21 protein-coding genes and 1 riboswitch are annotated in these 24,036 nt (G+C 43.6%); of the genes, 7 read left to right on the top strand and 14 right to left on the bottom strand.

Translation table 11 applies throughout. The features are described 5' to 3' along the window. Nucleotides 1-162: 162 nt before the first annotated feature. From ACE38W_RS11440 to thiS, 10 genes are all read right to left on the bottom strand, one after another. Nucleotides 163-1,752, bottom strand: a complete 1,590-nt coding sequence (locus ACE38W_RS11440; protein ID WP_375830965.1) for a DUF6377 domain-containing protein — start codon at nucleotides 1,750-1,752, stop codon at nucleotides 163-165. 78 nt (nucleotides 1,753-1,830) lie between these two features. Next, nucleotides 1,831-2,286 (bottom strand): copper resistance protein NlpE, encoded by a 456-nt coding sequence (locus ACE38W_RS11435; RefSeq protein WP_375830963.1) that lies wholly within the window; start codon nucleotides 2,284-2,286, stop codon nucleotides 1,831-1,833. A 43-nt stretch (nucleotides 2,287-2,329) separates the two neighbouring features. Next, nucleotides 2,330-3,475 carry an esterase-like activity of phytase family protein gene (locus ACE38W_RS11430; RefSeq protein ID WP_375830962.1) on the bottom strand — a complete coding sequence of 382 codons (1,146 nt, stop codon included), beginning with the start codon at nucleotides 3,473-3,475 and terminating at the stop codon, nucleotides 2,330-2,332. A 515-nt stretch (nucleotides 3,476-3,990) separates the two neighbouring features. Continuing rightward, nucleotides 3,991-5,097, bottom strand: a complete 1,107-nt coding sequence (thiH, locus tag ACE38W_RS11425; protein ID WP_375830960.1) for a 2-iminoacetate synthase ThiH — start codon at nucleotides 5,095-5,097, stop codon at nucleotides 3,991-3,993. 18 nt (nucleotides 5,098-5,115) lie between these two features. Next, the gene (locus tag ACE38W_RS11420) at nucleotides 5,116-5,889 is read right to left on the bottom strand and encodes a thiazole synthase (protein ID WP_375830958.1); all 774 of its coding nucleotides are present in this window, start codon (nucleotides 5,887-5,889) and stop codon (nucleotides 5,116-5,118) included. After that, complete coding sequence (locus ACE38W_RS11415) at nucleotides 5,876-6,520, bottom strand: thiamine phosphate synthase (RefSeq protein ID WP_375830957.1); 645 nt, start codon at nucleotides 6,518-6,520, stop codon at nucleotides 5,876-5,878. The genes ACE38W_RS11420 and ACE38W_RS11415 overlap by 14 nt, the downstream gene beginning before the upstream one ends. 9 nt (nucleotides 6,521-6,529) lie before the next feature. Then, nucleotides 6,530-7,282 (bottom strand): hydroxymethylpyrimidine/phosphomethylpyrimidine kinase, encoded by a 753-nt coding sequence (locus tag ACE38W_RS11410; protein WP_375830956.1) that lies wholly within the window; start codon nucleotides 7,280-7,282, stop codon nucleotides 6,530-6,532. Beyond that, nucleotides 7,279-7,869, bottom strand: coding sequence for a thiamine phosphate synthase (locus tag ACE38W_RS11405; protein WP_375830955.1), 591 nt, complete (start codon nucleotides 7,867-7,869; stop codon nucleotides 7,279-7,281). The genes ACE38W_RS11410 and ACE38W_RS11405 overlap by 4 nt, the downstream gene beginning before the upstream one ends. Before the next feature lies 1 nt (nucleotide 7,870). Continuing rightward, nucleotides 7,871-9,724 (bottom strand): phosphomethylpyrimidine synthase ThiC, encoded by a 1,854-nt coding sequence (thiC, locus tag ACE38W_RS11400; RefSeq protein WP_375830954.1) that lies wholly within the window; start codon nucleotides 9,722-9,724, stop codon nucleotides 7,871-7,873. Nucleotides 9,725-9,803: 79 nt separating this feature from the next. Beyond that, complete coding sequence (gene thiS, locus ACE38W_RS11395; protein ID WP_375830953.1) at nucleotides 9,804-10,007, bottom strand: sulfur carrier protein ThiS; 204 nt, start codon at nucleotides 10,005-10,007, stop codon at nucleotides 9,804-9,806. 55 nt (nucleotides 10,008-10,062) lie between these two features. Then, nucleotides 10,063-10,161: riboswitch (TPP riboswitch) on the bottom strand. 88 nt (nucleotides 10,162-10,249) lie between these two features. On the opposite strand from thiS, the gene ACE38W_RS11390 reads away from it, so the two are divergent. After that, nucleotides 10,250-10,723 carry a lipocalin family protein gene (locus tag ACE38W_RS11390; RefSeq protein ID WP_375830952.1) on the top strand — a complete coding sequence of 158 codons (474 nt, stop codon included), beginning with the start codon at nucleotides 10,250-10,252 and terminating at the stop codon, nucleotides 10,721-10,723. A 4-nt stretch (nucleotides 10,724-10,727) separates the two neighbouring features. Here ACE38W_RS11390 and ACE38W_RS11385 read toward each other — a convergent pair whose 3' ends face one another. From ACE38W_RS11385 to dnaN, 3 genes are all read right to left on the bottom strand, one after another. Beyond that, entirely contained in the window at nucleotides 10,728-10,979 is a 252-nt protein-coding gene (locus ACE38W_RS11385) for a hypothetical protein (protein WP_375830951.1), read from the bottom strand. A 39-nt stretch (nucleotides 10,980-11,018) separates the two neighbouring features. Beyond that, the gene (locus ACE38W_RS11380) at nucleotides 11,019-11,855 is read right to left on the bottom strand and encodes a sterol desaturase family protein (RefSeq protein WP_375830949.1); all 837 of its coding nucleotides are present in this window, start codon (nucleotides 11,853-11,855) and stop codon (nucleotides 11,019-11,021) included. 422 nt (nucleotides 11,856-12,277) lie between these two features. Beyond that, nucleotides 12,278-13,396, bottom strand: a complete 1,119-nt coding sequence (gene dnaN, locus ACE38W_RS11375) for a DNA polymerase III subunit beta (protein WP_375830947.1) — start codon at nucleotides 13,394-13,396, stop codon at nucleotides 12,278-12,280. Between the two features lie 385 nt (nucleotides 13,397-13,781). On the opposite strand from dnaN, the gene ACE38W_RS11370 reads away from it, so the two are divergent. The 6 genes from ACE38W_RS11370 (at nucleotide 13,782) to ACE38W_RS11345 (ending at nucleotide 22,284) form a co-directional block, all read left to right on the top strand. Next, nucleotides 13,782-15,041 (top strand): pyridoxal phosphate-dependent aminotransferase, encoded by a 1,260-nt coding sequence (locus ACE38W_RS11370; protein WP_375830946.1) that lies wholly within the window; start codon nucleotides 13,782-13,784, stop codon nucleotides 15,039-15,041. A gap of 273 nt (nucleotides 15,042-15,314) precedes the next feature. Next, nucleotides 15,315-15,920, top strand: a complete 606-nt coding sequence (locus tag ACE38W_RS11365) for a TetR/AcrR family transcriptional regulator (protein ID WP_375830944.1) — start codon at nucleotides 15,315-15,317, stop codon at nucleotides 15,918-15,920. Between the two features lie 16 nt (nucleotides 15,921-15,936). After that, nucleotides 15,937-16,551 carry a TetR/AcrR family transcriptional regulator gene (locus ACE38W_RS11360; RefSeq protein WP_375830942.1) on the top strand — a complete coding sequence of 205 codons (615 nt, stop codon included), beginning with the start codon at nucleotides 15,937-15,939 and terminating at the stop codon, nucleotides 16,549-16,551. A 24-nt stretch (nucleotides 16,552-16,575) separates the two neighbouring features. Beyond that, on the top strand, nucleotides 16,576-17,931 hold the full coding sequence (locus ACE38W_RS11355) for a TolC family protein (protein ID WP_375830941.1): 1,356 nt from the start codon (nucleotides 16,576-16,578) through the stop codon (nucleotides 17,929-17,931). Between the two features lie 63 nt (nucleotides 17,932-17,994). Further along, entirely contained in the window at nucleotides 17,995-19,065 is a 1,071-nt protein-coding gene (locus tag ACE38W_RS11350; protein WP_375830939.1) for an efflux RND transporter periplasmic adaptor subunit, read from the top strand. Between the two features lie 36 nt (nucleotides 19,066-19,101). Beyond that, on the top strand, nucleotides 19,102-22,284 hold the full coding sequence (locus ACE38W_RS11345; RefSeq protein ID WP_375830938.1) for an efflux RND transporter permease subunit: 3,183 nt from the start codon (nucleotides 19,102-19,104) through the stop codon (nucleotides 22,282-22,284). A 93-nt stretch (nucleotides 22,285-22,377) separates the two neighbouring features. On the opposite strand, the gene ACE38W_RS11340 is transcribed toward ACE38W_RS11345, so the two are convergent. Beyond that, a complete protein-coding gene (locus ACE38W_RS11340) occupies nucleotides 22,378-23,928 on the bottom strand; it encodes a transferase (RefSeq protein WP_375830937.1) in 1,551 nt (516 codons plus the stop codon). Between the last annotated feature and the right edge of the window lie 108 nt (nucleotides 23,929-24,036).

The following is a 24,036-nucleotide window of genomic DNA, read 5'->3' as shown; positions in this document are numbered from 1 at the left end:
AAATAATGGTACTGTTTTGATGGTAACAATTTTTACAAATGAAATATAGAAAATATTGACACGGTTATTGTATTTTTAAGATGCAAATAATTGATATTCAATTAAATAATTTTCAATATTTTTTTTGAAAATATCGATACTATCAGATGTAATTTCGGGTTATTATAATGCCTGTATCGCCATAATTCGGGCTTCAAACTCGTCGTTGGGTATTAGCGACCGCTTTTTGATTTTGGTTTTATAGGCATAAATCGTGTTAACAGAATATTCCAGTATGCTGGCAATTTTATCATTATCGGTAATACCTATACGAATTAAAGCAAAGATGCGTAAATCGGTATTCATTAGTTCATTCTCCCTTAAAATAACTTGGTTGTCTTTGTCAAATAGTTTGTTGAACTCGTCAACAAAATGCGGGAATATCCGCAGGAAAACCCTGTCGAAATTGGTAAACAGCTCTTCCCGCTCCTGGCGCACATTGATGGAATTGACAAAAAACTTCACATCGCTGGTATTTTTACTTTCAGCCAGCTTCTGTTCCAACATTTGTTTTATTTTCTCAATTTTAGAGATATAGTTAGCATTTATGTTGAAAAAATAACCAATGTACTCTTCTTTAATTTTATTGGCTTCCTCCAGTTGACTATTCACTTTCTGCTGTTGCTGGTGTGCGGTGGTAATGGCTTGCTGGGCGAGCTTCAGTTTCTGTATCTGCCTAAAAACTACAATGGTCATGGCTACCAGGGCAAGGAACAAGAGAGTTACTGCGGTGGCGTATATTAACAGTGACCTGTTACGCTGTTCCGCAGACGAAATTCTTTCTTCTTCTATTATTGGCAGAATATTACTTACCATCACCTTTCGCTGACGAGCCCCGTAAAAGGCCGCTTCTGTAATGGCTTTCTCTATATAACGAGATGCATTCTTGATATCTCCTTGTTCAAAAAGAAAGGTTGCCAGGTTATAAGCTGCCATGGTTTCTTTGGTGGAAGACCTGATATCAGCAATTGCAGAACGGGCCATCAGGTAAATAGCTGTATCCCGCTGGTGTATCTTCATATATATAGAACCCAGACTGCATGCTGCTACTGCCACCTGTCTGTCGCTAAGCTCCTTGTCGTTCAGGTTGGGCCATAACCGCAGTGCTTCCTGGATTTCTCCTTTTTTAAAGAGCAGCTCCGCCCGGTGAAAACGGTAATCAAATGTATTTGGGTCCATCAGATGAAGGGCGCTGTCCATCAGCACCAACCCCTGGCGGCGGTATTCAGGCGTGAAAAATTTATCCTGGTTGTATTCGGCAAGGTCTGAATAGAAGCGGCTCTTCATCAGAAAAAACTGTACCCGCACAGAATCGGGCATACCATTTACATCGATGGTCTGTAAGCAGCTATTGGTTTCGGTAAACATACCGGAAGACAACAGTATATACCCTAGTTTGATTTTTGCATTAGTGGTTTTTATGGGGTCCTGCAGCTTTTCCCCTATTCGTTCCATCGCACTGGCGTATACGAAAGCGGAATCAAAGTTGAAAACAATGAACGCTTCGTAAAGCTTTTGATAAACACTGTATGTTTTCTCTATGGTAAGAGGCTCCTGTAGCAGATGTCTGATACTGTCAATTTTCTTCAGCTTTGCGGCATCAAATGAAGGCGCCTGATCAATGGTACTATTGAGTACAGCAAGGATACTGTCATGGTTTGATTTCGCGACAGCCCTGGAAAATGAAAAAGTGATTAAAAGTAAAACAGACAAACAACCCAATATAAGCCTCATAGAAGTTGGTCATAAAATGTTCCTGATGAAGCTAAATTTAATGTAAATTTTCGGGGTTTACTGCCTCTTCAAGCTATAATTTAAATTGCTATTGATGGCTTTTTGTTCTCCATCCAGCAATCGTAGCTCATCTTCACTGATTTTCTGAAAATAACGCTGGAGATTTTTGTCTTTATCGGGGTTCAAGACTATTACGACTGCATTGGGATCGCTGGCGCTGCCTTTGATGATGGCATACCGTCCTTCACTGTTGAGATCCTGATCGCCGTTTTTAGTCCCCTGGTAGGTTTCTGTTAATTTAAAATGCTGCTTTCCGACGCTATCCGTTTCGTCGATGGTGAGTTTGGTGATAATACCGCTGCAATCTGCACAAGGCAATGTGCCCAGGTAAGTCACATATTTTAAAGTATCTGCCGGAGTGGAATCTTTTTGATTGGAGTTATGCGTGGAAGATTGTTTACAAGCCACAAAGGAGGCCAAAAGAATAGCTGTTATCAGTGTAAGGTATTTCATAAGGAATGCTTTACACTGATAACAGCCTAAGCTCCAGGTTGTTCTATGGAATTACTTCAAAAACAAAAAACTGGCTTTCTTCTGCAGAAGAAAAATTATTGTCTGCTACAAAAACCAGGCTTGGGTGCCCATTCGGCAACACCGGGCCAAATGTTACTCCTTCAATATTGTCTATATAGGTGTTTAAACTTTCAAAGTTATACAGCAGTTTTTTGGATGCCAGCGCAACGTTATTATCATTCTTAATAGAATTGATACAACTGATATCTGTAGCCTTGCTAAAGTCTGCGATATATAATTTAATAGTACAGTTTTTTACGCCTACAGAAAAAGAGCGCTCCAGCACCAGTATTTTATTTTCTGATAAGTAGAGGATGTCCGCGATACCATTGATGCGGAAGCTATCCTTTGAAACGGGAGGATAAGCAACTGGATCTAATCTGTATCCATACTGTGAAATCGGTTTTCTGGTTTTCAAATCAAATTTTATAAACCTGGTAAGGGCGTTGGTTTCGCCTACATCTGCTCTTGGGCCATCTTCATATCTAGGTTCTTCCAGACTCACATATAACCAGCGGTTATCATTGGAGAAGGTCAGTCCTTCGAAGCCAGCATTCCTTCTGGGGCCATTTTCAGTGGCGTGCATACGGAATGCGTCTGGCAGTGCAAACGTATCAATATACTGTCCGTTGGTGTGGATCAGCGTGGCGCTGGGATTGGCCAGCACAGTATCTTTCTTATTAACGATACGTTCTCCTTCACTGGTCCATACCATAAAATTGCCTCTAGCATTGTAGCGCAATGCTTCAGGATCTGGTGTGAGCGCAGGATTGCTGAATTTGTTCGGATATGGCTGACCGTTAGCCTGGCGGAAAGTAGTGACGTTCGTTAGCCTAACGCTATCAAAGGATTTATCGTTGAAGTACAGCTTAGCGGTATAAAACCTGGCAGGATTAATATCTGATCTGTCGTCGCATATCATATAATACTGCTGGTGAACCGGATCATAGTCGATGCCTGAAAGGCCGCCAGTGGTAGTGCCTTCGAAGGGCATATTGTAAGGTATTACTTGTTTGCCAATGAGGCGAAGCTGTGTAATAGAATGCTCGGTGGTAGCCACTTTGCGAGTAGTGCTACAACTTGCCAGGCCAATGGCGGCGGTAAGCAGGAAAAGCCATTTCTTTTTCATGGGGGCAAATTACTGAATGTCCGGGAACCAAAAAAAGTTAGGATGCATGGCTTGAAAGTCTTGATGGTGGGGTGATTAGCTTACTTTGCCCTTTTGTGCAGCATTTGCACGTTTGTTCTTTTTGTTCATTCCAGTTGATGAACCGGGTTGTTCAGGAATACCGTACTACATTTGAGTAAAGGGTTTCCCAATCATACTTATGTTTATAAGTAATATGGCAACTACGGGATTTTAGGTACAGGGCTGCTTCTGCATTGTAGAGGCAGCCTATTTTTTTAAAATGCTTTGCAGATCTGCTTTCTCCTGTTTTTCTGTGTTGTGCAAAACTGCTTCAAAATGCGCGTCCTTGTTCATTTTAATAATTGTTGTTCATTTTGTTCAGTTTTGATAAATCGATTTTTTTATTGTAGAGCTTACTTATATTTACAATGATTGAGAGAAGTCTTTTGTAATATTTTTTGACCATCTATGAAAAGCAAAAAAGAGGGAGGTTTCTTCCACCCTCTTTCTTTTAATCAGCTGAATGATTGGTCCCAGTCCTTCCACACAGGCTCATAGCCTTGTTGCTTCAGCATCACAGCGATAGTAGCCGCATCTCTTTCATCAGAAATTTCAAACTGCTCCAGTGATTGTCTGTCTACAACGTAGCCACCAGGATTGGTTTTACTTCCTGCGCTCATCGCTGTAATACCCAGTTTCACCAGGTTATTGCGGAAATGCTCGTCCTCCCTGGTCGATAAACTAAGTTCTACTTCCTGGTTAAATAACCGATAAGCACAGATCAGCTGTACCAGCTCGCGATTGTTCATTTCTACTTTCGGTGCCAGGCCGCCACTGAAAGGCCTTAGCCGCGGAAAAGAGATGCTGTATTTTGTTTTCCAATAAGTCTTTTCGAGATATTGCAAGTGCATGGCGGTGAAGAAACTATCTGTTCTCCAGTCTTCCAGCCCTATCAAAACACCCAGTCCCATTTTATGTATGCCTGCTTTCCCAAGCCTATCAGGTGTTTCCAGCCTATACTGGAAATTTGATTTCTTCCCTTTAGGATGATGCAGTTTATAATCGGCCTGGTGATAAGTTTCCTGGTAAACCAATACTGCATGTAATCCAAGCGGGATAAGGGTTTCATATTCCTGTTGGTCCAGTGGTTGCACTTCCATGGAGATATTAGAAAAATGCGGCCTTAACAATTGGAGTGCGTTGGCAAAGTAGTCTACTCCTACCAGCTGTTGCGCTTCTCCGGTAACCAGCAATACATGATTGAAGCCCATCTCTTTGATGGCGGCTGTTTCCAGGAGCATCTCCGCATTGGTTAGCGTTTTCCTGGGGATTTTATTATGCAGACTAAACCCGCAGTACGTGCAGATATTCTGGCATTCATTGGAGAGATACATTGGAATGTAGAGCTGCATGGTGTTGCCAAAACGCTGCAATGTAAGCTGCTGGCTTGTCCGCGCCATCTCTTCCAAATAGGGAACTGCTGCCGGCGAAATAAGGGCTGCAAAATCGTTGATATCCCGTTTCGTATTAGAGAGTGCCTTTTCCACATCAGCAGCAGTTTTGCTGTAGATATTCGCTTTTACATCTTCCCAATCATACCTGTTGAATATATCTGTAAACATAAACTACATTTTAAGTGGTTAAATCTCATCCAGGAACGCCGTTAATGGACTGGAAGCATGTGCATGGCGCTGCTGACGAGGCAGGCCAGCTTCATATGCCTGCCTGCCCGCTTCTACGGCTGCCTTAAATGCTAATGCCATGCTCACAGGATCGGGCGAAACGGCAATGGCGGTATTCACCAATACAGCATCTGCACCTAACTCCATGGCCTGCGCGGCATGAGAAGGTGCGCCAATACCGGCATCGACGATCACGGGTACACGGCTTTGTGCAATGATAATTTCCAGGAAGTCCAGCGTCTTCAAGCCTTTGTTGCTGCCTATAGGCGCGCCTAGTGGCATTACTGCTGCAGTACCAGCATCTTCCAGGCGCTTGCATAGCACAGGATCTGAATGGATATAAGGCAGGACTACAAATCCTAACTTGGCCAGTTGCTCTGTTGCCAGTAAGGTTTCAATCGGATCTGGCAGTAGGTAACGCGGATCCGGATGGATTTCCAGCTTTACCCAGTTGGTTTCAAGGGCTTCCCTGGCTAATTGCGCAGCATATACTGCTTCTTTGGCCGTACGTACACCAGAAGTATTGGGCAAGAGATTGATATGTGTATGTTGCAGGTGAGACAAGATATCATCTGATTGATTGTGCATATCTACACGTTTCAGCGCCACTGTTACCAGTTCTGAGGCAGATGCCACCAGCGCTTCTTCCATTACGGTAGCAGCAGAAAACTTACCGGTACCAGTAAATAGCCGGGAGTTAAATATTTTATCTGCTATTTTAAGTGGTTGCATAATTTTCATTGTTGAGTTGTGAGTAAAGACTGGCTACCAACGTGCTTTTCATCTGTGCGTTTGTAATCAGGCCGCTGATGGCAACACCATGCACACCCGCTTGCATTAAGGCTGGAAGGTCATCTTCCAGAATCCCTCCTATTGCAATAACAGGAATGGGTAAACGAAGAATCCGCAATTGCTCCATGACTTGCAGGTATCCGGCTATGCCCAAAACAGGACTCAATTTTTCTTTAGTGGTGGTAAATCTGAATGGCCCGAGACCTACATAGTCGGCGCCTTCCAGGCTATGTTTCAAGATGTCGCTTGTTTTGTTACTGGTGCCACCTACTATTGCTTTAGGGCCTACTATCAAACGGGCATCTGCCACCGTCATATCATTCAGGCCCACATGAACGCCATCGGCTCCTGCATCCACTGCTACTTGTGGATGATCATTAATGATAAGCGCGGCGCCATATGACTGTGTAATACGCCTTGCTTCGATCGCTACAGGTGTGATGTTTTCCGGCGTTTCGTTTTTAATGCGCAGCTGAACCCAGGTACAGCCTGCATCACAGGCCGCCCTGATATTGTCCAGGTGAATTGCAGTATTACTGCCTTGTGAGATATAATGTAATCTGTTAATCATGTTTTTTAGTTAGATGATGGAGTGATAACCCAGCATGCCAGTGTTGGATGCCAATAATTTCTCCGTGTATGCCTTTCCGTTAATGCAGGCTGTTGCTAGCGGTTCCCCTTTTGCGAGCATAGCTGTAATGGCAGCAGATAACACACAGCCTGATCCGTGTTTAGGAAATGCATTTATGTTTCCAGGACGTATATCCGTTACGGTGTCAGCATAAAGCTTATCTACACCTGGATTGGCAGGATTATGGCCGCCTTTCAGCAGCACATGACAGCACTGAGAAATTTGCAGAGCAGCTGAATGCCCATCGGGCAAACCTGTCAGCTGCACGGCCTCATTGTAATTGGGTGTCACCAGATAAATACTTTTTAACAGGTTCGCCCATTGTTGCCAATGCGGCTGCTTATGGAAGATGTATCCCGCAGATGCTTTCAACACCGGATCCAGTATGATTTTCATGCCTGGTTGCCAGTTGAGTAGCTGTGTAATAACCTCTTGCAAAACTGCCAGGTTTTCCATGATACCTATTTTGCAATAAGTGACTGGATACTCTTCCAGTAAAGGTTTCACTTGATCTAATATGTGTGCGGAGCTTAACCAGCTCACACTATTGAACCGTGTTCCTGTTTGCATTGTGATGGCGCTGGCTACACCGAGGCCATATACCTGCTGCTGTTCAAATGTTTTGATGTCTGCCAGCAATCCCGCTCCAGCACTGGGGTCCAGGCCTGCGATGCTAAGCGCATATGGTCTGTGCTGCCTCATGATTGCATTGTTTTTGAATTATCCCAGGCACGTTGTAAGGCCAAATACTTTTCCACGGACTGGAGAGGATTTTGCCAGATGCTGCCCAATACTGCAGCACCAACATATCCCCATTCAGGTAGCTCCGTGATATTATGTTCATTAATACCACCCAATGCCAGCACAGCAACGTTTAAGTTTTCAGGAAGATGACCTGCAAACCGGCTGCTGTAGCCCGGTTTAGATATACTGTCGAAAACCGGACTTAATAAGAAATGTGAAAAATGATCTTTATAAATCTCCAGTTGCTTCAAATCATGTATGCCTGTGCTATAATGCAATTGCTGTGAAGGTATTGGTAGCGTGTTTCTTGCGGTTTCACTCCAATGAATACCCGCAAGCGAAAATTTTTTATATACCTGTTGATCATCTCTGATAATAATCCTGTTATAAAAATGATCTGGAATTTTTTCTAATAGTTTACAGTAAGAGATGCTTGTCCATGAAGGTTTTCTGAGCAGTATTTTACTGTTGCCAACTGTTAGTATTTCAGTTATTAGTTTGGATTCCTCATTTATATTTTCAGGACAAGTTATCACCCAGATCATCTTAGTTAGTTTGAGTTGAATACAATTCACTACCACCGGAAACGAAAGCTTTTGCTTGTTGTTCCATGCCGGCATCGATGGCGGCTGCTTCTTCCAAACCTTTTGCCTGTGCATATTCCCGTACTTCCTGAGTAATTTTCATGGAGCAAAAATGCGGGCCACACATAGAGCAGAAGTGTGCAATTTTAGCACCTTCTGCAGGTAAGGTTTCATCGTGGTAGGAACGTGCAGTTTCAGGATCCAGCGCGAGGTTGAACTGATCTTCCCAACGGAATTCGAATCTGGCTTTACTGAGTGCGTTATCGCGTACTTGGGCGCCAGGATGGCCTTTGGCGAGGTCGGCTGCATGCGCAGCAATTTTATAGGTGATCACACCTTGTCTTACATCTTCTTTGTTTGGTAATCCAAGATGTTCTTTAGGTGTAACATAACAGAGCATGGCGCAGCCGAACCAACCTATCATAGCAGCGCCGATGCCAGAGGTGATATGATCATAACCAGGCGCAATATCTGTGGTTAAAGGGCCGAGGGTATAAAATGGTGCTTCATGGCAGCATTCCAGCTGCTTGTCCATATTTTCTTTTATAAGTTGCATTGGCACGTGTCCTGGGCCTTCTATCATCACCTGTACATCATGTTTCCAGGCTATTTTAGTAAGTTCACCCAGCGTTTCCAGTTCTGCGAACTGTGCAGCATCATTGGCATCCGCAATGCTTCCCGGACGTAATCCATCACCGAGGGAGAAGGACACATCATAGGCTTTCATGATCTCACAGATTTCTTCGAAATGTGTATACAAGAAATTCTCTTTATGGTGAGCCAGGCACCATTTAGCCATGATTGATCCACCGCGGGAAACGATGCCGGTAACGCGTTTGGCGGTAAGCGGAACATATCGTAATAATACACCGGCATGGATGGTGAAGTAATCGACACCTTGTTCTGCTTGTTCAATTAATGTATCGCGGAACATTTCCCAGGTAAGATCTTCTGCTTTGCCATTTACTTTTTCCAGTGCCTGATAAATAGGAACGGTACCGATAGGAACAGGTGAATTACGGATAATCCATTCACGAGTAGCATGAATATTTTTACCAGTGCTGAGGTCCATGATGGTATCGGCGCCCCAACGGCAAGCCCACACTGCTTTTTCTACTTCTTCTTCAATACTGGAAGTGACGGCGCTATTGCCTATGTTGGCATTTATTTTTACGAGGAAGTTGCGGCCAATGATCATGGGCTCACTTTCCGGATGGTTGATGTTGGCAGGAATGATAGCGCGGCCAGCAGCTACTTCATCTCTTACAAATTCCGGTGTGATAAATTTTATTGGAGTACGTGCACCGAAGCTGTTGCCAGTGTGTTGGGAGGTGTATTCCTTCGAAGCGGCTTCCAGTTGCTGATTTTCGCGGATAGCGATGTATTCCATTTCAGGAGTGATGATGCCTTGTTTGGCATAATACAGCTGAGATACATTTTTACCTGCTGTTGCTTTCCGGGGGGTGATATTGTGGGTCATGCCTGGCAACTCGGTTCCTTGCAGACTACGCGTATATGCGCTGGAGTTTTCGGCGAGTAGTTCTGTATCTTGTCTGTTATTGATCCATTCTTCGCGTAGGCGTGGTAAGCCTTTGTTTACGTCTATGTCTATAGATGTATCGGTGTAAGGGCCGCTGGTGTCGTATATAACAACGGGTTCATTAGGGGTGCCTGGATCTTTAGGGCCTTGGTGGCGTGTATTTGTCAAGGATATTTTCCTCATGGCAACCCTTATTGGGTGGATATTTCCGGCTACATAAATTTTCTCGGACGCAGGAAATGGAGCGCGACTGATGGTCGCCTGTTGCTTTTGCATGGCAGTAAGATTTAGATAATAGGATTCCTAACTATTATTGTTAATAACAGTTTTGACTATACGAAAATTGATTTAAATCTTATCCGCCTTGTGTAGCGCGGATAATGGTGACGTTGTCGGCTGCGGCCAGTGGCTGGTGTTCCCAATCAGATTTGGGAATGACCTGGCTATTGACGGCCACGGCGATGCCTTTTTGTGTGGATAATTGAATAAACTGTAAGAGTGCAGCAATAGTAGTCCCCGGCTGCACCGCATAAAGTTTATTGTTTACAAGCACTTCCATAGATGCTGGAATTAATTGGTGAACAATAAACTTTAGGATGGTGTGGAAGATGAAGAAGGTTTCAGTTACTTATCCCTACGGCAGTATGAGCTGCATCAGGTCTGAGGGTATCATCTCAGCTTATGCTTTCGCATAAACACCCCTAAAGTGAACGTAAATGTAGTAATTATTTTCTGAAATGGTAATTTCTCGTGATTGGAATATAAAGTTGGTAATTCTGCGAAGTATTGTATTTTTATTTCATGGTAAGAGTTTATCTGAAAGGATTATTGGTGGTACTGTTATTGGCATCTTGTGGTAACAACAGGAAGAATGATGAAGCGCATGTGCCAGACAGTAGTCTGCTAACTATTGCAGACAGCAGTAATGCCGGCGTAATCGACAGCACTACCGCTGTTGCAGATACGCTGCATGTGGATGCAGCTAAGCTCATAGGAAAGTGGATACAGCCCGTAGCGGGCCTGGACAAAGAAATGCAGGGTTTTCAACTAAGAAAGAACGGTTCCGCTAAGTCCATTAATATGTATACGTTGATATACGAAAAATGGCTGCTGACGAACGACACCTTACTGTTATGGAGTCACTCCGAAGGTGTGAAGGACACTAGTATCGTTGTGGATACAGCGATCATAAAAGAGCTGTCGGATACAACATTGGTGTTGTCCCCATTAAAGGCAGCTGTGGGTTACACTGAAAAATACCACAAAACGAAATAGCTTATCAGTTATATATCTGCCATAATCCTACCAGGCAGGCCAGTACAGCCATGAAAATTCCTCCTGTGGCTAACTGCATGTCATCAATATTTTTTCTACCGATGTACAGAGATATAAAACCGATTAAAATGCCCGCGGCGCCTGTAATGATAGCATTAGCTGGTGTCTTTGTTACAAAGGCAAAAACAGCTGAAAAAACGCCAATAATGAGGGCACTGATACAAGTAGTTTTCGTTAACGTTGTTGAGTGTTGCATATGTATTCGAATTTAAAATCCAGGGTAAATAATCGTTGTTTATGAATGTTGTTGGTGATTGATGTTCACTGTTGTTGCATCGTTGTGATCCCATGGAACCTTTAACAGCGGCCCAATTTCTTTATACCTGTTCTCCTGGTATTCATCTAATCCATAGTTTATAGCGGTGGTTTCAGTTACCTTTCTGAATGTTCCGAAAATGCGGTCCCAGAGAGCGAATATGTTGGCATAATTGGAGTCTGTTTCCGGCTGATAGTGGCTGTGATGCACTTTATGCATATCTGGCGAAACAATAACCCAGCTGAGTAGGTCATCTACCTGCTTGGGTATCTTGATATTAGCATGAGAGAATTGTGAGATGAATACGGAGAGTGTCTGGTAAAGCATAACCATCCAGAAAGGAACACCGAGTACCAATACGCCTGCAAACAGCGCCGCAATACGGAAGAGATTTTCTACCGGATGATGCCTTAGGGCAGTGGTGGCGTCTATTTCAGTGTCTATGTGATGAATTTTATGGAATTGCCACATCCAGCGGTATTTATGTTGTACCCAGTGGATGAGCCAGGCGCCGATGAAATCGAGCAGTAATACCGCTAGCACTGCGTGTAGCCATACAGGTAATTTTACGAGGTATAAAGCACCGAATTGCTTTTCGCTGGTCCATATACTTGCTTTTACGATCAGGAAGGCGAAAAGGGTATTTAAAATAACGGTAGTGAATGTAAAAAACAGGTTGGTACCGGCATGCCGATATTTGTTCCCTGAGAAACGGAAGCGGGGCATGATCCCTTCCAGTATCCAAAGGAGTAGCAGTCCTCCTATCAGGAAAGACATGCGGTAAGGAGTGGAAATATGTTCAAAAAACGACACCATATTTCAGGTATATCAGGTATATAATCGCTACAAGGCAAATTCCTTTAATATCCGAAGTGGGTTTTTCCACAAACTAAACAACAACCAACGATCTCAGGAGAAGGATATGGGAGAATTCCTGCAGAATAATAACGGGAGGCTTTGCTTCTTTCTCGTATACGCGCAATCGTTACTATTGGCAGTGAAAATTATTCCGGGCACTAACTATAAAAAACGGTGTATTGATTCTTTATTCCGGTAAGAAATTACGACTATTTATGCAATAAAAAATGGCTGATCGGGGCTGTGGATAAAGAAAAAAGCAACCTCTTTGTGAGAGATTGCTTTATGTATTATCATTATGCTTCAAGCAAGAACTTTTAGCAAAATATTTAGTTTCCGTGTAGTCATGATCGTTATAATGAGCTACCAGGAAAAGAAGATTAGTTATTCAGCATGAGTGGCATCACCAGCATCAGCAGATCTTCATTTTCTTCTTTTTCAGAAGGTTTGAGGATACCTGCTTTAGTAGAGGTAGCGAGTTCAATGTTGATTTCATCACCTTCTGCTGCACCGAGCATTTCGATGAGGAATTTAGCGTTGAAAGCGATTTGCATATCATCGCCGGTATATTGGCAACTCATACGCTCGTTACCTTCGAAAGAGAAGTCAACATCCTGTGCAGAGAGTTGGAGTTCACTGCCAGTGATATTGAGTGCTACCTGGTTAGTAGATTTATTAGCGAAAACACCAACGCGTTTGAGTGCGTTCTGGAAGTCGCTCTTAACGAGGGTAAGGCGGTAAGGGTTATCTTTAGGAATAACCACTTTATAATCAGGGAATCTGGCGTCGATGAGGCGACAGATCATCTGAGCTCCTTCGTGTTGAACGAAGAAGTGGTTTTGGCTATAGGCCACTTTGATTTGTGAGTCGTTGTCTGGCAGCAGTGATTTCAGGAGGTTCAGCGGCTTTTTAGGCACGATGAAGGTATCAGCCTGCGGGCATTGAACATCGGTTCTAACATATTTCACCAGTCTGTGAGCATCAGTAGATACGAAGGTGAGGCTGTTAGGCGCCAGTTCAAAGAACACGCCGGTCATGGCAGGACGAAGATCGTCGTTGCTGACAGCGAACAGTGTTTTGTTGATCGCAGTTACCAGGCCGGTGGCGGTCATGGTAAAAGATGTGGTTTCATCAGCAGCCGGTTCTTTAGGGAAGTTTTCCGGGTTTTCGCCCATTACCTTGTACTTACCGTTGTCTGAAGTGATTTCCACTGCATATGAGTTAAGATCGATGTGGAAGGTCAGCGGTTGGTCCGGCAGGTTCTTGAGGGAATCCATCAGGATTTTAGCAGGGATACATACCCTTCCGTTTTCCTTGGCTTCCACCTCCAGCTTCACCCGCATAACAGTTTCCAGGTCTGTGGCAACTACAGTCAGTTCGTTCTTGTCAATCAGGAACAGGAAGTCCTCCAGTATTGGCAATACTGTATTAGAATTGATAACACCGCTGATCTGTTGTAATTGTTTTAATAAAGTAGAGGAAGAAACAATAAATTTCATGATCTATAAAGTTTGCTTGTCATTCTTATGGTAGCTTGTCTTGCAGGGTCTCTCTTGCCTGCATTTCACATGATACCCCCAAAAATGCTGTAAATGTACAGTAAACAAAGATAGAAAGTTTTGTCAACCAGCCTAATTTCATCACATCTTATACACTTAAATATGCCTGTTCTTCACAATAATTTATTGTTATCAAAATATGCATGAAAATGATAATATTACGTGAATGGATAAAAAAACGGTTTGTTTTTAGATAGAAATACGGTATTTGTGTCTTTTGTTAAAGATTATGAAAAGAATACTGGCAATCTTTTAAATTATCTGCAAATGGGTTAGTTTTGCGGCGCAGAAAAATTTTTCTAAAACCAACAAAAATAAGCAGGTTATGAAACTGTCTCATTTAGCCGAAACACTGATTGGATCTGAAATCATCAAATTAGCAGCTGAAATCAAAGAGAAGCAGGCCAAGGGTGATAAGATCTACAATTTTACGATCGGCGATTTTGATCCGAAGGTTTTCCCAATCCCGGTTGAGTTTGAACAGGAGATCATAACAGCTTACAAGGAACACCTGACCAATTATCCTCCTGCGGATGGTATCCAGGAGCTCAGACAAGCGGTAGGTGATTTCATTGGTGCACGTGAAGGCCTCTCCTACGACCCCGCTAAAGAAATCGTTATTTCCTGCGGTGGACGTCCTATCATCTATGCTACTTTCCGTACCATCGTTGATCGTGGTGAAAAAGTAGTATACGCAACTCCTTCCTGGAATAACAACCACTATACGCACTTCCTCGAAGCGGAACACGTAGTGTTGCAGACAACTCCTGAAAATTTCTTCATGCCGACTGCTGAAGAACTGAAACCTCTCCTGAAAGGTGCTACCCTCTTGGCGCTCTGTTCTCCACAGAACCCTACTGGTACCGCTTTCGGTAAGAAACAACTGGAAGACATCTGCGACCTGGTACTGGCGGAAAACAAAAGCCGCGGCGCCGACGAAAAACCACTCTACGTGATGTTTGACCAGATGTACTGGGTACTCACCTTTGGTGAAACACATCACTACAACCCGGTTTCTCTCCGTCCTGAAATGAAAGATTATACCATCTTCATCGATGGTATGAGTAAAGCTTTTGCTGCTACCGGCGTTCGCGTTGGTTGGGCGCTCGGTCCTGCTCACGTAATCGGTAAAATGAAATCCATCCTTTCTCACGTTGGTGCATGGAGTCCAATGGCTGAACAAAAAGCTGCTGCCCGTTACCTCGTTCAGAAAGAAAATGTGGATAAATATCTCCAACACTTCAAAGGTGAAATCGAAGAACGTCTGGTGAAAATCTACCAGGGTTTTGATAAACTGAAAAATGCTGGTCATAAAGTAGAAGCTATCGCGCCACAAGCTGCGATCTATCTTACCATTAAAATCGACCTGGTGGGTAAAACCACTGCTGATGGTAAAGTACTGGCTGACCAGGCTGCCGTTACTTCTTATATCCTCGATGAAGCTAAAATGGCCCTGGTGCCGTTCTACGCTTTCGGTGGCGACAAAACCTCTCCTTGGTACCGCCTCAGCGTTGGTACTTGCGTGAAGGAAGAAATCCCAGCTATGTTCGAAAAACTGGAAGCTGCCCTCAATAAACTGAAATAAGTTCATATTTATTTATAAGGAGGAAAGCCCATCTCTATAGAGGTGGGCTTTTTCTTTTTCTCTATTTCTCCCCAAACACAAGCCCACTCCGGAAAATAATTGAAATTTTTTTTCGTACTCCCTCCCCCGTTATAAACCCCTTCTAATCAAGTGTTTTTGACTATTTGACTTTTCTGTTAAAAAAGTTAAATCATTGTTAATACAAATCTGTTCATTACTTATTAAGAAAAATCTGCTAATTTTGACCTTGAAACTAAAAAAGTCAGAAAGTTAATGCAAGCAGAGAACAAAGATGAAATGCGGGATAAGATCCTCGAGGCGGCCCTGAAGCGCTTTACACACTACGGTGCTTCTAAAACCACCATGAACGAGATCGCCGATGACCTTCGCTGTTCTAAAGCATCCCTCTATTATTATTTCACAGATAAAAATGGGATGCACCAGGCTGTGCTGGAAAGAATTGGCGAATCGTACTTCCAGGAAATGGAAAATGAAGTCAAGACTGCCAAGTCGGCCACCAAAGCCTTATTTCAAATAATTGAAATTCGCCGCAATTTCGTGATGAAATTCTGTCGCCTGGAACTATTTAAAATGCTGGTAGACAGTAAACATGATATCCGCAATCAGATGGTCGCCGCTAAAAAGCGAGAAATTGAAATCCATGCCGAAATCATTAAAATCGGCGTTGCCAACGGAGAGTTCAAAGTGAAAAATGCGCATAAAACTGCTGAAACATTAGTGATGGCCATGATGGGCTTACGTTATAGCGTACCTGATCATGTAAATCCCAACGAGGATATGGACGATGAATTGTTTAACCAGGTCCTCGAACAACAGAAACTTTTACTTGAAATCTTTATTAAAGGAATAAAAGCTTAAATAATTAACAGCTACCATGGAAGTGAGAGAACGGATAATGGAGGCGGCCAGGAAAATGTTCAGGTCTTATGGCGTTAAAGGTGTCACCATGTTTGATATCGCACGCGAATGCGGGATCTCTAAAAAAACACTCTACGAACATTTTGAAGATAAACAGTCGCTCATCAGAGAATCAATGAATGAACTGTTAAACGATCATATCCAGTTCGCGGAAAAGAATCATAGTGATTCAGCCAATGCCATCGAAGAACTCGTGAATCAAATGCAGTTCATCCGCTCAAAAGCCCGTACACTCAATCCTGTGATGCTGTTTGAAATAGAAAAATATCATCCGGAAACCTGGAAAATCGTACAGCGTTTTCAATCCGATTGTATTCTGACTGGCATAAAAGATAATTTGAAACGCGGTATGAATGAAGGGATTTTTCGCAAAAACTTAAATCTCGAAGTTACTGCTCGTATGCGCCAACTTCAGCTGGAAGCTGCTTTTGACCCAATTCACTATCCCGCTGATCAGTATGAAATTTCCTCGGTGATGGATGAAGTTACCAGTCACTTTATACTGGGAGTTGCTACCCTTCAAGGTCATAAACTCGCTTACCAGTATCTACAAATAAAGGAAGAAGAATAAAATTACCAGGCTAATCTAAACAGTATGAAGCGATTAAAGTTGTCGCTTATCCTCTTGTTGGGGATAGGTGTATCTCATTGCTATGCCCAAGCGCCACTCACTCTCCCGGAAGCGTTGAAGTTTGCTCTGAATAATAACCAAGGTCTTGCCAGAACAAGAATGGACGAAGACATGGGTAAATTCAAAACGGAAGAAGTACGCTCCCAGGCACTCCCTCAAATCAACGGTTCCGCCAATTACACCGATAATCTGCAATTGGCAAAATCCATACTTCCTGGTGATGCACTAGGAAAACCTGGTGAAAATGTAGTACTCGCATTTGGCGTGAAATACGGCGCTAGCGCTGGTGCAGAGCTGAATCAGCAAATCTTTAACCAGAGCGTGTTTACGGGTCTTAAAGCTGCTAAAGCCGGTGAACAATACTACAAACTTGCTACACAACAATCGACTGAAGATGTTATCTATAACGTCACTCAGCTCTATTATCAATTACTCATCACCCAGGAAAATCTAAAATCCCTGGATAGCAATATCCTTAAACTCACAGACCTGGTGGGCGCTACCAAATCTCAATATGATAATGGTCTCGCTAAAAAAATCGACCTGGATAGAATTAAAGTAAATCTTACCAACTTTCAGACACAACGCATTCAAACCCTTAACCAGTTTGCCATGCAGACAAATAATCTGAAACGTGTAATGGGTATGCCATTGGAAAATTCTTTCTCTATTCCAATGACCCCATTGAAAGATATTGAGTCTTCCGCAGCTGCTGTACTGAAATATGACCAAATGAATATGGAAGACAGAACAGAAATGCGTGTGCTGCGTAAACAGGAAGAACTGCAGCTGTTCCAGAAAAAAGCTTACCAGGCAGAGAACTACCCTTCTCTCTCCCTCTTTGGTCGCTACTCTTACAACGGTATGAGTAATCAATGGATGTTTGCAAAAGATCCAGTAAACAGTACACTGTGGTATGGTACTTCTGCAATCGGCCTCTCACTGAAAATTCCAATCTTCGATGGTTTCGGACGCCGCTCAAAAGTAAGTCAGGCCAACGTCACCATACGTCAACTGCAATATACCATGGATGAAACCAAACTGGCACTCAACACACAGTATGAAAATGCCAAACTCACCATGCGCACCAACATCACGGCCATCAATACTCAGAAGGAAAACATGGAGCTCGCCAATGAAGTATATTATTCTACACAGAATAACTACAAACTTGGTCTCGCCGGCCTCACAGATCTGCTCAACGCAGAAACCTCGCTCACTGATGCACAGAACAGCTATAATAATGCACTCCTGCAATATAAACTGGCTGAACTCGACATCATTAAGAGTCAGGGTAATCTGAAAAATCTTCTAAACTAAACGAATAAACGAAAACAACTGCTGAAAAGCAAGTCATAAAAACTCAACTCAAACTATTTGCAGATGAAAAAATTTATTATCTGGGGCCTGGTAACGGTAGGTGCAGTAGTACTGATAATGTGGAAGCTCAACGCAAATAAAAAAGCCAACGAAGACAAAATCAATTTCGTAAAAGAAAGTAATATCGGTGATGTTCCTGTATTGATCCAGAAAGTGACCCGCAACGACTTTGCACAAGGCTTCCTGGCAAACGGAAACTTCACTCCTGTACGCGAACTTTCCTACATGGCGGAAACCAATGGTCGCATTACCAAACTCCTGGTAGATGAAGGCAGTGCGGTAAAACAAGGCCAGGTAATCGCCTATATCGATGGTCAGCTCTTCAATACCGACCTGGAATCTGCAAAAGCTAATCTGCAACAACTGAAAGTTGATAAAGAAAGATATGAAGCTGCTTTCCAGACTGGTGGTGTTACCCAGAAACAAGTAGATGATGCACGCCTGCAGTACGATGTAGCTAAAACCCGCTACGAAGCTGCCAGCCGCCGCCTCAGCGACACTTATGTGAAAGCACCTATCTCCGGTGTTATCAACAAAAAATATATCGAACAAGGTGCTTACCTCTCTGCTGGTAACAAAATGTTTGATATCGTAGATGTTAGTCGCCTGAAACTCGCAGTGAATGTGCCAGAAGGACAAGTAGTATTCCTGAAAAAAGGCCAGAAAGTAGAAGTTTCATCTTCTGTATATCCGGAAGCTAAATACGATGCTGTCATTACTTTCATCGCTGCCAAAGGTGATAACTCCCTCAACTACCCTGTTGAAATGGAAGTTGCCAACCAATCTGCCAAAGAACTGAAAGCCGGCATGTATGGTACTGCACACTTTGCAACTCCTGAAACTGATAAAGCTATGTTCATCGCCCGTACAGCATTCGTAGGTGGTGTAAATGGTAACCAGGTATATGTTATGGATGGTAACAAAGCTAAAATCCGTAAAGTAATTGCAGGCCGTATCATCGGCGACCAGGTAGAAATCCGTGAAGGCCTCAACGAAGGCGAAACCGTGATCACCAGCGGTCAGATCAACCTGACTGATGGCGCTAGCGTAACGGTTCAACAGGCTGCGAAATAAGGAAAACGTGTTTCCGGGACTACAAACTCTTTCAACATGAAGATTACTGAAGTATCGATAAAACGACCTACCGTCGTAGTGGTGGTGTTTACCATCCTTACGCTGCTAGGCGTGATGAGCTATAAAGCCCTGAACTATGAGCTCCTGCCTAAGTTCAGCTCTCCGATAGTGACCATTTCCACCGTTTATCCGGGCGCCTCGCCTAATGAGGTGGAAAGTACTGTCACCAAAAAAATTGAAGATGCGGTTGCATCCATGGAAAAAATTAAGAAGATTACTTCTAAATCTTCTGAAAGCCTTTCCATCATCACCGTAGAACTGAATAACGATGCGAACGTGGACATCGCCCTCCAGGACGCTCAGCGTAAGGTAAATGCTATCCTCGCTGATCTCCCCGGTGATGCAAAACCACCTTCACTGAATAAGTTCTCTATTGATGACTTGCCTATCATGACCTTGTCTGCCACGGCAACAATGGATGATAAAGCATTCTATGATCTGATGGATAAAAAGATCCAGCCTATCCTTTCCCGTTTACCAGGCGTTGCCCAGGTATCCCTGATCGGTGGCCAGGAACGTGAGATCCAGATCAACGTAGATCCAAAGAAATTACAGGCATTCAACCTGTCTATCCTGGAACTGCGCCAGCTGATCACCAATGCTAACCTCGACTTCCCTACCGGTAAAGTAAAAACAGTAGATCAGCAAATCCTGATCCGTCTGGCTGGTAAATATAAAGATGTAGACCAACTGAGCAACCTGGTACTGAAAACATTAGACAACGGCACGCAGGTGCGCCTGATGGACGTTGCTGATGTGCAAGACTCCCAGAAAGATGCAGAACGTATAGCACGTGTAGATGGTGTAAACGCAATCGCTTTACAGGTACAGAAACAAACGGATGCCAACGCGGTTACCGTAAGTGAGGAAATGAAAAAAGCCATTGCGAAAATCGAAGGTGAATATGCAACTAACAAGCTGAAAATCCTGGTGGCAAACGACTCTTCTGAGTTTACACTGGAATCTGCTGACTCTGTAATACATGACCTGATCCTGGCGGTAGTACTGGTGGCAGTGGTGATGCTCCTCTTCCTGCACAGTATTCGTAGTGCCCTTTTCGTTATGATCTCCATTCCGGCTTCCCTGATCGCTACCTTCATCGGTATGAAGCTAATGGGCTTCTCCCTGAACCTGATGTCGCTGCTGGGTCTTTCTCTGGTAGTAGGTATCCTGGTGGATGATGCGATCGTGGTACTGGAAAATATTTACCGTCACATGGAGATGGGTAAAAACCGTGTCCGTGCCGCGTTTGATGGTGTAAAAGAAATCGGGTTTACTGTAACGTCCATTACGTTAGTAATTGTGGTGGTGTTCCTCCCTATCTCTTTAACCAACGAACTGGTATCTAAAATCCTCCGTGAGTTCTGTGTGGTGGTAATGATTTCAACGATGTTGAGTTTGCTCTCTTCCTTCATGATCGTACCACTGTTATCTTCCCGACTGGGTAAGTTGGAACATATCACCGGTAAAAATATCTTCGAAAAATTCATTCTCTGGTTTGAAAGACAACTGCAGAAATTTACCGACTGGATGACAGGTCTCCTGCGTTGGGCTTTGGCTCACAAACGTTGGACTATCCTGGGTTCTTTGGGTCTGCTGTTCCTCTCTTTCATGCTGGTAGGTAAAGGTTATATTGGTGGAGAGTTTATCCCTAAAGGAGACCGCGGACAGTTCATCGTACAGCTGGAAATGCCTAAAGATGCATCTGTTCAGCAATCTAACCAGGCTACACGTACTGCTGAACAATACCTGAATAAGAAAAAAGAAATCACCCGACTCATTACCACGGTAGGTCAGACTTCAGAAGATGGCTTCGGAACATCACAGTCTACCGCTTATAAATCTGAGATCACGGTGATGCTGGTGCCAGCAGAGGAACGTAAAGATGGTTCTGATATCTATGCTGCTAAAATCAAGAAAGAGCTGAAAGCAATCCTGCCAGGCGTGAAAGTAAAAACAACGGACGTAAGTATCCTCGGTACTGCCGAACGTGCGCCAGTAGAGCTGATTGTGATGGGTTCTGAAATGGATAGCGTAATGGCATTCGCAAAAATTGCCATGGACACCTTGAAAACTATTCCAGGCTCCAGTGAGGTGAAACTCTCCGTAGAAGAAGGTAACCCGGAAATCAACGTAAAAGTGGATCGTGATAAGATGGCTGCACTTGGCCTCACGCTGGATGCTGTGGGTGGTACTATGCAAACTGCTTTCAGTGGTACTGCAGACGATTCTAAGATGAAGTTCCGTCAGGGCGACTATGAATATGATATCAATCTGCGCTTCGATGACTTCAATAGAAAGAACCTGGAAGATGTTTCTAACATTCAGTTCATAAATAATAAAGGACAACTCATAAAATTATCGCAATTTGCAGCCGTAACTGAAGGTTCTGGACCTAGCCATCTGGAAAGAAGAGATAAGAATACTTCTGTATCTGTACAATCACAGGTGATGGGACGCCCGTCCGGTACTGTAACCCAGGAGTTTGCCGCTAAGCTGGAGAAGATGAAAAGACCTGCCGGTATTAGTTTCGTATTCGGTGGAGATGCTGAAAACCAGGGCGACTCTTTTGGTACTTTGGGGGCAGCATTGCTTATATCTATCGTAATGGTATACCTGATCATGGTGGCACTGTACGATAACTACATCTATCCGTTTGTTGTATTATTCTCCATACCGTTGGCTATTATCGGTGCCTTGCTTGCATTAGCACTCACCAATAATACGCTCAATATTTTCACTATCCTTGGTATGATCATGCTGATCGGTCTGGTGGCCAAAAATGCGATTATCCTGGTGGACTTTACCAACCAGATGAAAGAGCAGGGCCAAAGTACTTACCAGGCGCTGATACATGCGAACAACGCACGTCTCCGCCCGATCCTGATGACTACTATCGCGATGGTAATTGGTATGCTGCCGATCGCACTGGCAACGGGTGGTGTGGCTTCTACCAAAAATGGTCTGGCCTGGGTAATTATAGGTGGTCTGATAAGTTCTATGTTCCTTACGCTGATCGTAGTGCCAGTTGTTTACATGATTGTAGATATGGGTATGGCGAAACTGGGTATGGGTAGGATTTCTAAGAAACGCTACATCCGCCAGCGCATGGTAGCTTCTTATGAAGAAGTACCATTAAATGAGATTCATTCGAATTAAGATATTTAAGTTTTGTTACTAACAGTGTAACAGTTGTAGGTTTAGGTAATAGCCGGAATAATCTTATTCCGGCTTTGCTTTTTTTACAACGTATTATTTTCTGCTGAGTAACAGCATGTGAGAGTCGGGGAAGGGAATCTCGCTGAGTGCATTGTTTTCGTTTACCCGTAGGAGCTGTACTTTGCCTTCCAGCCTATTTTTCACTATCCATTCATTCCTGTATGGATGGGAAAGGTTATCCAGCCTGAATCCTGCAGTTTCGAGGTGTTGTTTCCAGTCATTATAGCTCCAGAAGCAGAATGTTTCATGCATTTCACTGAGCCAGTTATCGTGGTAGTCTTTTTTGTACATAAACTCGCAGGCATCCTGCATGGAAAGTTGGCAGTATTCCACGCCGTTGATAGTTACCCAGCTATGTTTAAGCTGGTATTTTTCGGCATGTCGGAAGTCCTGTGCAAATTGTTTGAATATCGCTTTGGTAGATAATTTGGCGAGATAATCAGCCAGGATATGCGTGTCTGTTGTATCTGGTCTGTCGAGATGATTGTCTCCGTCATTTTCGTTTAGCCATAACAGTATGGTTTCATCTTTATTCTCCGGTCCTACTACATCTCTATTAATCCATACACCACCTGGCAGTAGTTCATTATAACGGTGATGAATAAACGTTTTTAGATCCTTAATGCTGCCATAGGATGCGATTTCATGTGTCAGAGAAGAAGTGTGTATCGTATTCATGCTATCTGCGTCGAATACAATCCCGCTAACAGCGTTTTTCTGTGCAAAAAAAACGGATGGGTTGGCGAATTCTCCATTATGCTTGCGTTGGAGGCAGATATCATACAGATGCCTGGAAACCTCAATGCCGTAGAAGTCGCACTCATGGAGTTTTTCATCTTCGCAAGCAATTTTTATCCAGGAACCGGCGGCGCATCCGATATCACCGATATTTCCAGGCTGAATGTAGGGAGCAGTTTCTTTATACTTTAATGCGGCTATATCATCCATTTGTTTTACATAGATGCTATAATCTCGGGTCGCGGTAAGATCACCATCAGAGCCGATGATAGGGTCACGAAGGATATTTTTCACCTTTTCGCCCAGATTATAGAGTGCCCAGATTTTATAGGTGGCGGGATGCATTTCATTGAGGATATCTGTATCGGTGCGCCAGTTGGGCGACTTTACTGCCAGTTTAATTACATCCCATGGCATGGTGGCTACCTGGCGTTGTTCTGTCTCACTCCATTCGGCCGTGAGTATACGAAATCCCAAGGCGGCGTACATATGTCTCACTACCGTAGAACATACTACCAGTGTGTTTTCTGGCGTAAGGTGGTGTATCCCTTCGCTGGAATGTCGGATGGTTTTCAACGTATATTCGGTGAAGTTAGGGATCTCTCCTACATCATCGATGCCATAAACGTGTACAGGTACATCCAGGTAGCTGGAGAACTCCTGTATGATCATGGCGCGGAGGTAGAAAGGAATTGGATTACGTTTGGTGCCGCTGTGATTAGCGGAGGTAACGGCAAAGATGATACCGTCTATAGTGCCTTCTATGCCTGATTTTACGAGGCGGTTCAAGTATTTGAACTGGAAATCGGTTAAAAGATGATGGCGTCCGGGTATGAGTAGATACATAGGATGAAGTTATAAAAATTATTTTCTCGAATGTTCTCCCGTTTTCTGACAACGCCTTCGGCATTGTCGGAAAACGGAGAGGCTCCCCGCGGCCGCGGGGAGCCTCTC

This window comes from Chitinophaga sp. Hz27 (genome assembly GCF_042263525.1).
In the GTDB taxonomy this organism is placed as follows: domain Bacteria; phylum Bacteroidota; class Bacteroidia; order Chitinophagales; family Chitinophagaceae; genus Chitinophaga.
The sequence above is the reverse complement of the archived record's forward strand: the minus strand, read 5'-3'. Positions and strand labels throughout refer to the sequence as shown.